A 13,602-nucleotide genomic window follows, 5' to 3' on the forward strand; every position below is an offset into this window, starting at 1 on the left:
AATGGCAGAAGAAGACGCAAAAAATCCCAAGGGCGAAGAAGCTAGCGCTCCCGATGCGGCTTCGGACAAAGCTGAGAATTTAGCTGGACAACCGAGTGATGATCCGGCTGAAAGCGATCGCGCCAATCAGGTTGCCAATCCAACTGCCGGGGAAGCTGGCACTCCTGACGTTGCTCAGGCACACGCTAGCCGTACCGATGAGCCTGTTGCCACGGATCTTCCCTCTGCTGGTAAGCCTGATGCAGAACCCACCGGCCCAGAACAAGAGCCTAAAGCCGGATCGGCAAAGCTAGACAAACCCGCCCCTGAACCTGAGGCTAATAAACCGGATTCTGAAGAAAAGGCTAAACCCGCCGCCGCCAGGGCAGATAAGCCACCCAGGGAAAAAGCGGCTGCAAAAGCATCTGGGGATGGGGATTCTCCGCCAGCCAGAGCCGCAAAGAAAGAAAAGCCTCCGGCTGTAGAAGACAAACCCTTCCCTGAATTCATCACGCAAGAGTACCTTCCCAACTTGCAGAAGATGTTGGCAAAGCAGGGAATAGAGGGAGTAGACCTCAAATTTGAGAAGCAAAAATTGCCGATTCGGGGTGTGGACGACACAGACTGCTGGCAGGTCATTGGCAAACTGCGTGCGGACAAGCACCTGTTCATCATTGGTTTCATGAAAGAGGATATCAGCGGCCCTAAGTTCTTCTGTGCCGCCGATTATGGAGCAAAACCAAGCATTCTGGAATCGTTCATGATTGACGAACGACGGGTAACGCTTGATTTACTGTTGCTCTACACGATTCAGCGTCTTAACGGCCAAAAGTGGCTGAACACGGCTGTTTCTCGTAATTGAAGTAGAAGGTTGGGAGCGCTAAGGCTAGCTTGTATAGTCAGCCTTAGCGCTCTTTTGGCCTAAGCATGTAGGCAAATGGTGAGTAGTGGCAGCAGTGAAACGAATAGCCACAGCCACAGTGCTGGAGTGGTGGTTGAGGAGGCTGGAGATGCTGTGAGTAAGGCATCAATCCGTTCCTCCAGACGACTGGTGGCTGCCATACTGCCAAAGGCAGCGCTGTAGATTGGCTCATCAAGCAAGGGCGATCGCACTACGAGCAGCAGGGACTCGGCTAGCAACAGCGAATCGACCCGCTGTGCCGCCCAACGGTCTGCGCGCAGTTCTCGCAGCAGCAGTAATTCTTGCCAGAGGACTTCTGTATGGGGCAACCAGGCTGTGAATTGACGCAGCCAGCCCAGCCAGAAAAACCAGAAGGTATCCCGGTAATAGACATGTGCCTGTTCGTGGGTGAGAACAGCGTGAAGCTGATCCGGTGATAGCGTTTGTAATAATCCACGGCTCACCACTAACTGGGGCTGCCAAAAGCCAACTTGCCCTGCGAAAAGAGCGGTGGTGTTTAACGTGCGCCCGCGTTGGTTGTTCAAATGCGCGAGTGGATAGGTTTGAATACGCTGAAGCGATCGCCAACCCTGCCATGCGAGATATAACCCCAATCCTGCTGCAACTCCCAGAAACCCAAGGGCGATGGAATACCCAATCCAACCCACTGGGAGTCCTAGCATGGTGCCTTGCGTTCCCATACAAAGAACGGCTATGGCAGTCATCAACACCAACAGCGGCGGCAGCAGAAACAGCCCCAGGGTGCGTTGCCAGCGATCGCCCCAGTTTCCGGGGGAGCGCTGCCAGAATCGCAAACTCCAGGCCAAACCTAAGGAAAACACGATTAAGCTGAAATGCATCACTGCTCCTCCCTTGCTTTACGGGCTGCCTTCAGGCGCTGGGCGATCGCCTCTAGCTGGTCAACGCTAGCGCCATCTAAACTGTCTGCAAACGCAGCAACAACATCAGGATTGCCAACTGCTAAAAACTGCTGAAGCTGGTTATGAGCCTTCAAGATTTTGGCTTCAGCCCGAGAAACAAGAGGATGCCAAACAAAGGCTCTATCCTGGCGATCGCAGGTGAGCCACCCTTTGTCGGTGAGCCGTCTTAACACCGTCATCACAGATGGATAGGCCAGTTCGCGGTTAGGGTCAGCCAGAATTCGATCGTGAATATCTTTGGCTGTTGCAGACTTCAATTCCCAAATGATACTGAGGATTTCTGCCTCTAGCGGTCCAAGCGACAAATGTTTAGGGCGGTGGTCTGGTAAGGGGGACATGACCAGGTGATACGAATAGGATTTCTCCTCAGCTTACTGCCAATTGCAAAGTCTGTCGTAATCTGAAATGTTTGACGCAGCGTCTTTTGACAGGGTTCATCCGGTTCCGCAGGATGAATAGGGCTATGTCTTGAGGAGACGCTGCGTTGAATAAGATTCTTTTTGGCATCGTTCTGACGATTGCCATGATTATGTTGATGCTTCCTCCTGTGGCGATCGCTGCCGATTTAGGAAACGGTGCCAGGGTGTTTACCAACAACTGTGCTTCCTGCCACATGGGCGGCGGTAATGTGGTCAATCGCGCTAAGACCCTTAAACAAGAAGCATTGGAACAGTACGGGATGGCGTCTGAAGACGCGATTAAAACCCAGGTAACGCAGGGCAAAAACGCGATGCCTGCCTTCAAGGGACGCTTGAGCGCACAGCAAATAGAGGATGTCGCAGCTTATGTTTTTGATCAGTCGGCAAAAGGCTGGTAGTTGGGTTGTTGGACTCTGGATCATAGCCGTGGTGCTGCTAGGGCTAATGGTAGCTCCTGTTCGGGCTGAAGGATACGCCACGGCTCTGGTGGATGGTCGGCAGTTGTTTCACTCTGGCGTGGAGGCCTATCAACGTGGAGACTATGATGCCGCAGTAGACCGCTTTACCCAGACTATTCAGCACGGTTCTGAACTCGCTGCTGCGTATCACAATCGGTGTTTGGCTCATTTGCAGTTGAATCAGTATTCATCTGCTGTTTTAGATTGCACCCAGTCGTTGCAGCTTGATCCGCACCAGCCAGAAGCCTATCTCGATCGCGGTTTAGCGCACTACCGCTCAAGCAACTATCCTGCCGCGATCGCCGATTACAATCAGATGCTTCAGCACCAGCCGTACGACTATCGAGCCTACTACAATCGCGGTTTAGCACAGTTTGCCCAGGGCAACGTAGAGCAAGCGATCGCCGATTACACTCTGTCGATGCACCACAGCCCTCTGTTGCCTGATGCCCAACTGGCTGACATTTACAGCGATCGCGGCGTAGCGTATTTAACGCTAGGGGCTAACCGCAACGCGATTTTAGACTTTGACCGAGCCATTGCCTTTGACCAGACCAATGGCAGAGCCTATTACAACCGTGCCTGTGCCTGCCATCAGGCGGGGGATCTGGCGGCGGCATTGCAAGACTTTACCCAGGTTCTACAACTGAATCCAAACCATGCTCAGGCTCATTTCAGTCGCGGCATGATTCAGCAGCAGCTTGGAAACCAACGGGCGGCGATCGCCGATTTGCAGCAGGCCGCCGATTGTTTTTGTGAACAGGGAGCGATGGCTGCCTATCACCAAATGCTGAGCTTGATTCAGCAAATTGAAACGGCCTATTCCGCGATCGGATAACCCGTCGTAACGCGATTGAGAAAGTCATTGAATCTTAAACCTAACGTATGAATCGGAAACTGTTAGTCATGGCGGCAGTCTTTGCTACTCTCACAGCCCTGGGCGTGCATAAAGGGGTGGGTTGGAGCCGAACGGGGCAACTGAATCTGCTGCTGGCGCATGAAACCCCTGGTTCTCCTGAGCATGGTGCTGAACACCACCACCCTGGCTCGACAACTGATGCCGAACACCACCACAGCGCGATCGAAATTCCTGCTGGTCAACCCTTACCCACCGTCGATTTGACGGTTCATCCCGATCCGATGCGCGGTTGGAATTTGGAAGTTCAAGTCGCTAATTTTGAATTTGCGCCAGAGGAATTGGGGCAAGCCAGCCGTCCCACTGCCGGACATGCCCATCTTTATATCAACGGCGAGAAAATCACTCGGCTCTATGGCACCTGGTATTATCTAGACGGTTTGGCACCGGGTAGACACAACGTTACGGTTAGCCTCAATACCAATGGACATGAAGCATTGGCTCATAACGGAGTGCCAATTGAAGATAGCGAAATTCTAGAAGTGGCGGTAAACGATACGCTGAAGTGATGGGTTGTAGTTTGAAGTCGCCATGCTGGATTTTTTGCTGATGCTAAGCCTGGGATTTTTGGGCAGCTTTGGGCACTGTGTTGGCATGTGTGGCCCACTGACCGCAGCCTTCTCGCTCTCGGCTCAGCGATCGCCAGACACCAACCCGTCTCGCTGGCAGCAGTTGCGCTTTCAACTGTTGCTCAATGTGGGACGAATCCTCAGCTATGCCCTGGTGGGTGCTGGCATCGGGGCGATCGGTTCCGTTCTGCTGGCTAGCGGCCAGATGGCCGGAATTGGCAGCGGGTTACGGCGCAGTATGGCGCTCATGACGGGCGGCTTATTGATTTGGTTTGGGTTAAGGCAGATCAACCCGCAGCTTTTGCCCATGCTGCCTTTCCTGAACCCAATGGCACAAGCCAAGCTGCACGATCGCCTCAATCGCGCCATGCTCAATCTTTCGTTTCATCAGCATTGGTGGACACCGGCCCTGCTCGGTATGGTGTGGGGGCTGATTCCCTGCGGATTTCTCTATGCAGCGCAAATTAAAGCGGCAGAAACAGGCAACTTGTGGATTGGCTCGGCCACAATGTTGGCCTTTGGGGTGGGTACGTTGCCCACCATGCTGGGGGTTGGGATCTCGACGGCCTGGGTGAGCCGCGATCGCCGTAGCCAACTGTTTCGCCTGGGCGGCTGGATTACGCTGCTGATTGGGATACTAACCCTGCTGCGAACGGGCGACACGATGGTTGACTTTACCGGACACGCTGCCCTCCTGTGCCTGATGCTGGCGCTGGTTGCCCGTCCCATTAGCGGTCTTTGGTCGGCTCCGCTCCGCTATCGACGAGCCATCGGTATGGGTGCGTTTGTTTTAGCGGTCGCGCATACCGTCCACATGATAGAGCATAGCTGGGGCTGGCAATGGCAGGCGGTGCGGTTTATGTTGCCACGGCACCAGTGGGCGATCGCGATCGGAGCGGTAGCCCTGCTTTTAATGCTGCCGCTGACGCTTACCAGCTTCAACCAGGCTCAAGTTTGGTTGGGGCGGTGGTGGCGACTGTTGCATCTGCTGAGTATTCCAGCATTAGTTTTGGTGGCGGGTCATGCCGTTTTAATTGGCTCTCATTATCTTGGACGGCTGCAATCGACCGGAGTTAATCGAACCTTTACAGGGCTGTTGATTGCGGTGGTGCTGGGCGTTTTACTGGTGCGATCGCGCTGGGTTTGGTCATGTCTAAAGTTGGAGAAATACTATGTCCCGCCAAAGTCAAAGCTCCCGAAGCCTGTATAGACGATGGGGTTGGGTGCTGCCGTGGCTGGTGTTGCTCGCTCCTGCCGCCGCTCACAAGGTGCAAACCTCTGGCGATATTGGTGGCACTCAACACATTGAGCCGAACGACACCCCCAGAGCAGGAGAGCCTAGCCTGACCTGGTTTGCGCTGACCCGCCAAGGCGGCGAAGTTCTGCCGCTAGAAGCATGTGACTGTTCATTAGCGGTTTACAAGCAGCCCTACACCGAACAAGATGCACCCATTTTAGAGTCGGCGCTGGAACCCATCTCAACCGAAGGCTATCAAAACATTCCCAGTGCAGAAATTACGTTCCCTGAGGTTGGCGCTTATGAAGTGGTGCTGCGTGGTCAGCCGCGAGCTGAGGGAGATTTCCAGCCGTTTGAGCTTCAGTTTGATGTAACGGTTGCCGTTGGAACGAGCCGTTCTCCTGAGGCTGGGGCGATCGCTCCAGCTTCAGCACCCGACGCAAATTCACCCGTTGCCATACCATCCACAGTGCATCCGCTGATGACATGGCAACCCTGGGTCGTGGGGCTTGCTGTCATTGGCGTGGCTGGTCTTGGCATCCTGGCCTGGCAGGTGAAAGGTAAACGACAGCCCTGATTCCACAATCAGCAGCAGCACGTCAATTACATGGTTGAGCTAAAAATTCTGTACTCGACGATCGCCAGTTGTCTCCCGCTCATGTTCGTCTTGGTGTAATGACGCGCCACTTTACCGCCGAGTGATTCTGGAATTTTGCGGCTGGGAATGTTGTTTTGATCGACTGGATAGAGAAGATACTCATAGTTCAAATGCTCATCTGCCCACTGTTTGAGAGCGGCGATCGCCTCTCGTCCATAATGGTGACCGTGGGCAGATTGTTTGATCCAGATCCCTAACTCTGGCGCTGGGTGATGGATGTTATGCAGTCCCGCGCATCCCAAAAAAGTTTGGGTGCTGTTCTGCAAAACGGCTAGTGATAAATCAGAGCCGTTCTTGAGCTGTCGCAGCGCTCCGTTAATCCAAAATTCGGCTTCTGCCGGGTGGGCAGGTGGGCTGGAATGCATGTAGGTTGTGATAGCAGCGGTAAATTCGGTAAAAATGGCTTCTTTATATTGCAGCGAAATGGGTTGAAGTAAGAGGCGATCGCTCTGTATTTTTACCTCTGTTAGCGGCATGGGTCGTTTAAAATCAGGGATTGATTCAGGGATTGATTCAGAGAGCTTCCTCATGAGTCGGCTTTATCACCCCATACTGTATGACCGTTCTCTTCCTGTTCGCAGTTATTGGGAGTCTTTGGCTACCAGGCAATCGGATGAGTTAGATTACCCGCCGTTCAGCCAGTCTCAAACCTGCGAGGTTGCTATTATTGGCGCTGGGATCACAGGGCTGACAGCCGCTCTCCATTTAGCTCGCGATTTTGGCACAAACGCTTACATTTTAGAGGCAGGTCGCCCTGGATGGGGAGCCTCCGGGCGTAACGGTGGATTTTGTTGTGTCGGTGCAGCCAATCTATCCAATCAGCAGTTGATCAAACGCTTCGGCAGGGCAGAAACGGCTCGTTATTACCAGGAGCAGCGGCAGGCCGTTGATTGGGTGCGGCAACTGGCAACCGATGAAGCCATTGAAATAGATGCCCAGGGAGATGGCACGCTTGTTGTGGCGCATCGTTCGTCTCGCCTGGCGGAATTAGAAGGCGAACAGGAGTTTCTCACAGCGATCGCCCACTACCCTTGCCAGCTATGGTCGCAAGCGGCCCTGGCTGACCACGGCTTTCGCAGTCCAGAGGTTTATGGTGCGTTACATATTGGAGTCGGGTTTGGCTTAAATCCGCTGCGCTACTGCCAGGGACTTGCCAGAGCCGCCGTGCAGCGGGGTGCAACTCTCTGCGCCCGTAGTCCGGTCGCTGCCTGGGAGAAGGACGGGGACTGGCATCTGCTCCACACTTCAGGCGGAACCTTGAGAGCAAAGAGGGTGGTAATTGCCACCAATGGCTATACCGCTGATGGTGTGCCGTCTGATGTGGGCGATCGCCTCCTGCCTGTGATTTCCAACATCGTCACGACACGACCGCTCACTCCAACCGAACTAGAGGCTCAAGGTTGGCAAACCGAAACCCCGATTTACGACACGCGCCATCTGCTGTTTTATTACCGCTTGCTCCAAGATAATCGTCTGTTGTTTGGCAGTCGGGGCGGTACGTGGGGCAGCGAACAAGAAGGCGATCGCTATCGCCGCTGGATGGTTCGACGCTTGGGCGAAATGTTTCCGGCGTGGCAAGCGGTCGAAATCACTCACTGCTGGAACGGGCTAGCCTGTGTTTCGGCAGATCGTACCTTTCATGTGGGGCAACTGGCTGCCGATCCAACCGTCTATTACGGACTGGCCTATCATGGCAGCGGCGTTGCTACAGGCACCTGGAGCGGACGGGCGATCGCTCATCTGGTTACTGGCAAAGAGCAAGTAGCCGACTGGTCGGCGGTGGCTCGCCAACCGCTGCCGCGCTTTCTGCTTCCTGGTTTGAGAAAAGGCTATTTACGCCTGGGATATGCAGTTGGCGAGGTAAAAGACAGAATGGTTTAAATGGGCTGTCATCCTTTCAGTTCAAGCCCTTTCCAGCTTTCAATTGGGTCAGTAGACTGGACGATGTGCATTCCAGCGGCCTGAAATCGCGCAAAGGCATCATCAGCCTGATCGGTGAAATCCACCACATCTGGGACAACTACAGCAGAGGTACAGTCTTCTAGCAAGTAGACCCGTTGCGCCAAACTCGGATCGGTGACTTGAATTTCGTTCAACAAATCTTCAATCGTCCAGGCGACACAGTGGCTCTTGGCTTGTCCGGCAATCACGATGGCATCAAACTCTAGCAACTTTTGCAGCAGGGAAGCATTTTTGTTGGCGATCGCCTGGTTCTTTTCATCCAACAACACTTCCGGCTGCAAGACCGAATAGTTTTCAGTCAGAGGGTTATCGCCCTTAATTTCAAATCGGGTTTGGCTTTGACGCGCCAGATTGTGAAAAAAGCACGCCTCCTCAACTGCAGACACCAGCGCGTGCCCAATGCCGCCCAGCATGGAGTGATAGGGCCAGATAGTGAGTAAAAACTTGCTGTTGCAGTTGAGCTGGCGCACATAGTGGTGGGCATAGCGTTGCAGCCGTTCATAGTCGCCCCCCGCAATCTTGGTGGCGATCGCTGGATTCACCTGCCATTTGCCCTGCTCCACGTCTTCCAGGGAAATCATGGTCATCGCTGGAGGATGCTCTCCGGCATCGTTCACCCAAAAGACCGAATGGAAGATTTGGGTAGCGGTGTGCGTGTCCATTGTGGGAGTAATTTCGGTGATGGCTCCCAGGTTGCGATAAATGAATTCGCAGAGGCGAATGTTGTCCTCTACTGCGCCCATGCCCGATCGCCCACCCACAAACAGTTCAAAGTCGGGAATGCAGAAGGTGTTTTGTACATCGATCGCCAGCAAACAGATCCGAGTAGCGTCAGTTGCCGCTGGACGAAGCTGGTGCTGTACAGCCCATTCTTCCGCTTCAACGGCTCGTTGCTGGTAAGGAACGCGCCAAACCTCTCCCACCCGGTTGGGAGCAAAATGAGACGGAATGGGTAACTGTGTAATGGTACTCATAATGGTTTCCAGGCTGCTGGATGCTCAACGTTTAGAGAGGCGGATCGGGCTTAGAACGTCTGCTAACGGCCTAGGTCTTCCCGTGCCTTCTGCCGCAGTGCGCGGGCGTTCGGTTCGTTCGGATCAAGTTGTAGCGCTTTGTCGAGGGAGGCGATCGCTTCATTGTAGCGTCTGAGATTCCACAGGGCAGAGGCACGGGCACTCCAGGCTTCTGCCGATTCACGGTTCAGCCCAATGCCCCGCTCTAATGCGGTCAACGCTTCTGCCGATCGTTCCAGAGTTTGCAGCGCCATTCCTTGAGCAATCCAGGCATCGGCTAACTGCGGATTAACCGCTGTAGCGTACTCGTACAGCCTCAATGCTTCGATGTAGCGCCGCTGTTGCTCCAATGCCTTGCCTTTACCAACAATAGCCTCTGCATACTGGGGATCGATCGCCAGCGCATCATTGCACGCCACCAACGCTTCGTTGGGCTGCTCTAACGCATTTAAGATGCTGCACCGTCCCCAGTAGGCTTCTGCTAAATCCGATCGCAACTCCAGGGCTTTATCGTAGGCGGTCAACGCGTCTTGATACTGTCCAGCCTCTCGCAATTGATTGCCGTTTCGCATCAGTTCTATGGCTTCTTGCTCTGGAAATAGCCCAATTAAGCTGCTAGCCATAGTTTGTACTGGATTCAGCGGTTGCTCTTTAGCTCGTCTCAGCCCCGCAGGTTCCAGGGCAAAAATAGCCGCCGCCGCCGCCCCGGTTCCCATCGCCAGTACAGCCAACCCTCGCCAAATCGGAAAACGCCGTTTTTGAGGTACTTTAGCGGCAACGGTTTGTACCGCACTGCCGTTGCCATTCATCATCGGTTGGGTTGGGGCAATGCTGTCGGTTGCGTGGGCAATGGTTAGCGTGTGAGTGGTTGAATCATTATGAAGCCACAGGCTTGTCGGTTCTAGCTCTGGTTCAACCTCAATCAGGTCTGGAGTGCTAGGCAGATAGGGGCGCTCTGCATGAATCACCTCTAAGACTGGCTGAGGCATGGGAGAAGGGGGCGGCAATGACTTGATCATGTCGCTAGGCAGGCTGCGAAGCGCGCCCAGCGCTTCAATGGCCGTGGGGTAGCGATCGCGAAAGTCGTAGCGCACCATTTGCTCTAACACATCAATCAGTTCACGACTGGCAAAGGTAGCGCGATCGCGCCAGTTAATTTCTCCCGTGCGCGGATCGTCCTTCAAATGTTTGGGATGGATACCAGTCAACGCCCAAATACCAATGATGCCAACCGCATACACATCACTGCTGTAGCGAGGCTTTCCGGCCAGTTGCTCATTCGGAATAAAACCCTGCGTACCAATAGAAATAGTCATATCCGTTAACTCAGTATCCGAGTTAACGCACTGTGTACTTACCTGCTTAACCGCTCCAAAGTCGATTAAAACAATGCGATCGTCTTTGCGGCGGCGGATAAGGTTAGCGGGCTTAATGTCTCGGTGGATTACCTGCTGCTGATGCACAAATGCCAGGATTTGCAGAATATCTTGCAGCAGCGTCAGCACCTGCTCCTGTTGCCAGGGTTGCCCTTCCAATAGCTCTTTGCTGAGCGGGGCACCTTCCACAAACTCCTGTGCCAGATAAAACTCTTGATGTTGTTCAAAGTGAGCTAATAATCGAGGAATTTGGTCGTGGCTGCCCAGCTTATACAAGACTTTGGCTTCTGTATCAAACAGGCGTCTTGCCATTTCCAGGTTTTCGGTGTCGTTCTTTTGCGGCAATAGTTTTTTGACCACGCACCGAGGATGACCTGGTAAGTGTAGGTCCTGCACCAGAAACGTTTGACCAAATCCGCCAGCGCCCAGCTGACTGATGATTTCGTAACGTCCGCCAAGCGGAATGTCGAAGTTCGGTTGGGGGGAGGATTGGCTCATGGTTTGGCTAACCTTCTCCAACGCTAGTCACACTGAAGCCAGTAATGCATCCTGGGTGCAAGCCATAACGCTGAAAATGCTGGCAGTCCTTCATAATAAACACTTTAACGATGAGTCTGATGATTGAACGCTCAGCATTAAGGTTTGAAACTGCGATTCATCGCACTCTCATCTTCAGAATAGGCGATCGCTTCACTCCTCTACGTCTGGTTTGATCCCTATTTCCGGAAAATACTGAATCGTTGAGGCAGCACTTAACCGTGAACAAAAACAGACGGAACTCAAGGCTTTGAGGCTAAGACCACGTGAATGGCAAGGGATAGGGAAGCCAGACACCGTTCGCAGTTGCAAAAGTGGCTGCATTTCAAAGCGTATCAATTCTAACTAAAAATTCACAATGCTGGAACAGGCTTAAACAGGATACACAATAGTGAATTGTCTGGGATTTGCAGCCATTTCATAGAGCTGTACGAGAGCTGAGTTTGTACATGGGGCACAAACCATAGTAGGTTTTCTCGGTAACTCTACTGTAGCAAAAGAAACATCTTCTTTCGCAGCCAATCTGTCGCTGGGGTAGAGCCATTGGAATAGATAAGATGCCGTCTCATAGACGTAATGGTGCGTCAGCATGGGTTTGTACACCGCCAGGAGTAACCACGGATAACGAGTTTGAAGCAGCAACTGCTGAGTCAGCCTATTCAGTATTGTTCCTGTTCAAATTTAAACGCGCGACAATGAACGACCCACACCACATCAGATCCAATTCTGGTGTCTTTGCTCATCCTGAGCTAATCACCCTTTTCCTGCTTTCAGCCGACGAAGCTACATAAATCTGCAGGGCGAACAACGTCCATCCAAAGCGTTTGGGTCAACCTTCGGCTCAAGATGGCATTGCTCATCCTACCGTTTTATCAGGTACCGATACAGATCCGATCGCGCTTTACGAGGCCGCTACGGTTAAGCTGTCGGGATTGCTAAAGTTGCCGCTTACCTTGATCCCCCGCTGGTTAAACGAAAGATGCCGCACAATTTTGTAGATGACCTCAGCCTGGTCGCCCCCAACCTTTTCTGCTAGTGCTGCCAATGAGAGCGGCTCTCCAGCGTCTTGCACCACCTGAACCACTCGCCGTTGCAAATCCAGAACGGCGGCTGCCGCTTTCTTACCTGCTTCTACTCCAGGCTGGTGATAGGCATTAATGTTTACCAACGAGGCGTAGAGACCAACCGCTCGCTCATATAAAGCAATCAACGCGCCAACCGTGCGCGAATTCACGTCAGGAATGGTGACCGTAATGGAGTCGCGATGGTTTTCGTACAGTGCCTGCCGCGTGCCTTGCAGTAAGCCAGACAGGTAATCGCCAGAGGTGACACCCGGTTCAACCTCGATTGAGTTTTTTTGGCGATCGCGCAGCACTTCAATAAACGTCATGAAAAAGTTGGGCACTCCTTCACGCAGTTGTTGAACGTAGGCATGTTGGTCGGTCGATCCCTTGTTGCCATAAACGGCAATTCCTTGATAGACCGTGTTACCTGCCAGGTCTTTTTCTTTGCCCAAAGACTCCATCACAAGCTGCTGTAAGTAGCGGCTAAACAGCAACAAACTGTCTTTATAAGGCAGTACGACCATATCCTTTTCGCCCTTGCCGTTGCCCGCATGGTACCAGCTCAATGCCAGCAGCGCGGCAGGGTTGCGCTTCAAATCGGGGACGCGAGTGGCCTCATCCATTTCCCTGGCTCCAGCAAGCATGGCATCAATATCAATCCCTTGCAGTGCCGCTGGAAGTAAACCAACTGCCGACATTTCTGAGGTGCGGCCACCGACCCAATCGTGCATGGGAAAGGTGGCTAACCATCCCTCCGAATTTGCCAGTTTATCTAAGTTGCTGCCTTTGCCAGTGGTGGCTACGGCATAGCTAAAAAAGTGCAGCCCTTGTCGTTCATACGCGTTTTTGACCTCCAACATGCCGTTGCGGGCTTCTGGAGTGCCTCCAGACTTGGAAATGTTGATCACTAACGTGGTAGCAAGGCGATCGCCCAGTTCCGTCAGGGTGCGATCGATTCCCGCTGGATCGGTGTTGTCAATAAAGTGAATCGCCATAGGTGGATTCACTCCAGCCAGAGCTTCCGCCACAAATTGAGGGCCTAACGCCGAACCCCCAATGCCAATTGAAAGAATGTCTGTAAACCGGGTAGCATTCGGAGGATGAATCTTGCCACTATGGACATCTCGAACAAAGGTGTGAATTTGTTCCAAAGTTTCAACAATGTCTTGCTTCAGTTCGGGTGTTGGAGCTAATTCCGGATTCCGCAGCCAGTAGTGACCCACCATTCGATCTTCATCAGGGTTGGCGATCGCTCCTGCTTCCAACGCCTCCATATCCTGAAATGCCTTCTCAAACTTAGGCTGGAGCTTCGCTACGAAATCATCATCAAACCGCATCCGGCTGACGTCGAGGTAAACCCCTAAACCTTCATGGAAATACAGCCAGTCTTGATAACGTTGCCAGAGTGCAGCGGCGTCCATAAAATTCAACCTATCGCTTTCGACCAATCATGTGTACTGAGCAGACTAGCGCCTGAACCTGAAAGGAGCATTAGGATTTGCTCATTTTTGCTACAGGCATCTACTTGAGTTGTATGTTGATAACTAATGTAGACCGTGTTAACTAGCTTAG

General features: G+C 52.9%; 13 protein-coding genes. 7 read left to right on the plus strand and 6 right to left on the minus strand.

The window, feature by feature from the left end; translation table 11 throughout:
• Position 1 precedes the first annotated feature (1 nt).
• Positions 2 to 841 (plus strand): DUF2996 domain-containing protein, encoded by an 840-nt coding sequence (locus tag IQ268_RS11570; protein WP_193878660.1) that lies wholly within the window; start codon positions 2 to 4, stop codon positions 839 to 841.
• A 59-nt stretch (positions 842 to 900) separates the two neighbouring features.
• Here IQ268_RS11570 and IQ268_RS11575 read toward each other — a convergent pair whose 3' ends face one another.
• Positions 901 to 1,740 (minus strand): M56 family metallopeptidase, encoded by an 840-nt coding sequence (locus tag IQ268_RS11575; RefSeq protein ID WP_193878662.1) that lies wholly within the window; start codon positions 1,738 to 1,740, stop codon positions 901 to 903.
• On the minus strand, positions 1,740 to 2,159 hold the full coding sequence (locus tag IQ268_RS11580) for a BlaI/MecI/CopY family transcriptional regulator (protein WP_193878664.1): 420 nt from the start codon (positions 2,157 to 2,159) through the stop codon (positions 1,740 to 1,742). Before IQ268_RS11580 ends, IQ268_RS11575 begins: the two co-directional genes overlap by 1 nt.
• Positions 2,160 to 2,344: 185 nt before the next feature.
• Between IQ268_RS11580 and petJ the strand changes: the two genes are divergently transcribed.
• From petJ to IQ268_RS11605, 5 genes are read left to right on the plus strand one after another with little or no spacing between them, the layout of a single operon-like run.
• Positions 2,345 to 2,638, plus strand: a complete 294-nt coding sequence (gene petJ / locus IQ268_RS11585) for a cytochrome c6 PetJ (RefSeq protein ID WP_193878829.1) — start codon at positions 2,345 to 2,347, stop codon at positions 2,636 to 2,638.
• A complete protein-coding gene (locus IQ268_RS11590; protein WP_193878666.1) occupies positions 2,607 to 3,536 on the plus strand; it encodes a tetratricopeptide repeat protein in 930 nt (309 codons plus the stop codon). Before petJ ends, IQ268_RS11590 begins: the two co-directional genes overlap by 32 nt.
• A 47-nt stretch (positions 3,537 to 3,583) precedes the next feature.
• Positions 3,584 to 4,123 (plus strand): hypothetical protein, encoded by a 540-nt coding sequence (locus IQ268_RS11595; protein ID WP_193878668.1) that lies wholly within the window; start codon positions 3,584 to 3,586, stop codon positions 4,121 to 4,123.
• Between the two features lie 22 nt (positions 4,124 to 4,145).
• Positions 4,146 to 5,393: a sulfite exporter TauE/SafE family protein gene (locus IQ268_RS11600; RefSeq protein WP_193878670.1), complete on the plus strand. Its 1,248-nt coding sequence runs from the start codon at positions 4,146 to 4,148 to the stop codon at positions 5,391 to 5,393.
• Positions 5,356 to 5,997 (plus strand): hypothetical protein, encoded by a 642-nt coding sequence (locus IQ268_RS11605; protein ID WP_193878672.1) that lies wholly within the window; start codon positions 5,356 to 5,358, stop codon positions 5,995 to 5,997. The genes IQ268_RS11600 and IQ268_RS11605 overlap by 38 nt, the downstream gene beginning before the upstream one ends.
• Positions 5,998 to 6,023: 26 nt before the next feature.
• On the opposite strand, the gene IQ268_RS11610 is transcribed toward IQ268_RS11605, so the two are convergent.
• Entirely contained in the window at positions 6,024 to 6,554 is a 531-nt protein-coding gene (locus IQ268_RS11610; protein WP_193878674.1) for a GNAT family N-acetyltransferase, read from the minus strand.
• Between IQ268_RS11610 and IQ268_RS11615 the strand changes: the two genes are divergently transcribed.
• A complete protein-coding gene (locus tag IQ268_RS11615) occupies positions 6,553 to 7,959 on the plus strand; it encodes an FAD-binding oxidoreductase (protein WP_193878675.1) in 1,407 nt (468 codons plus the stop codon). The genes IQ268_RS11610 and IQ268_RS11615 overlap by 2 nt on opposite strands.
• 8 nt (positions 7,960 to 7,967) lie before the next feature.
• Here the strand turns inward: IQ268_RS11615 and IQ268_RS11620 are convergent, their stop codons facing one another.
• The 3 genes from IQ268_RS11620 to IQ268_RS11630 all read right to left on the minus strand — a co-directional run bounded on the left by IQ268_RS11620 (position 7,968) and on the right by IQ268_RS11630 (position 13,451).
• Positions 7,968 to 9,014, minus strand: coding sequence for an isochorismatase (locus IQ268_RS11620; protein WP_193878677.1), 1,047 nt, complete (start codon positions 9,012 to 9,014; stop codon positions 7,968 to 7,970).
• 62 nt (positions 9,015 to 9,076) lie between these two features.
• Positions 9,077 to 10,927 (minus strand): tetratricopeptide repeat protein, encoded by a 1,851-nt coding sequence (locus IQ268_RS11625; RefSeq protein WP_193878679.1) that lies wholly within the window; start codon positions 10,925 to 10,927, stop codon positions 9,077 to 9,079.
• 940 nt (positions 10,928 to 11,867) lie between these two features.
• Positions 11,868 to 13,451, minus strand: a complete 1,584-nt coding sequence (locus IQ268_RS11630) for a glucose-6-phosphate isomerase (RefSeq protein WP_193878681.1) — start codon at positions 13,449 to 13,451, stop codon at positions 11,868 to 11,870.
• Positions 13,452 to 13,602 lie beyond the last annotated feature (151 nt).

Source organism: Oculatella sp. LEGE 06141 (genome assembly GCF_015207605.1).
In the GTDB taxonomy this organism is placed as follows: Bacteria; Cyanobacteriota; Cyanobacteriia; order Elainellales; family Elainellaceae; genus Oculatella.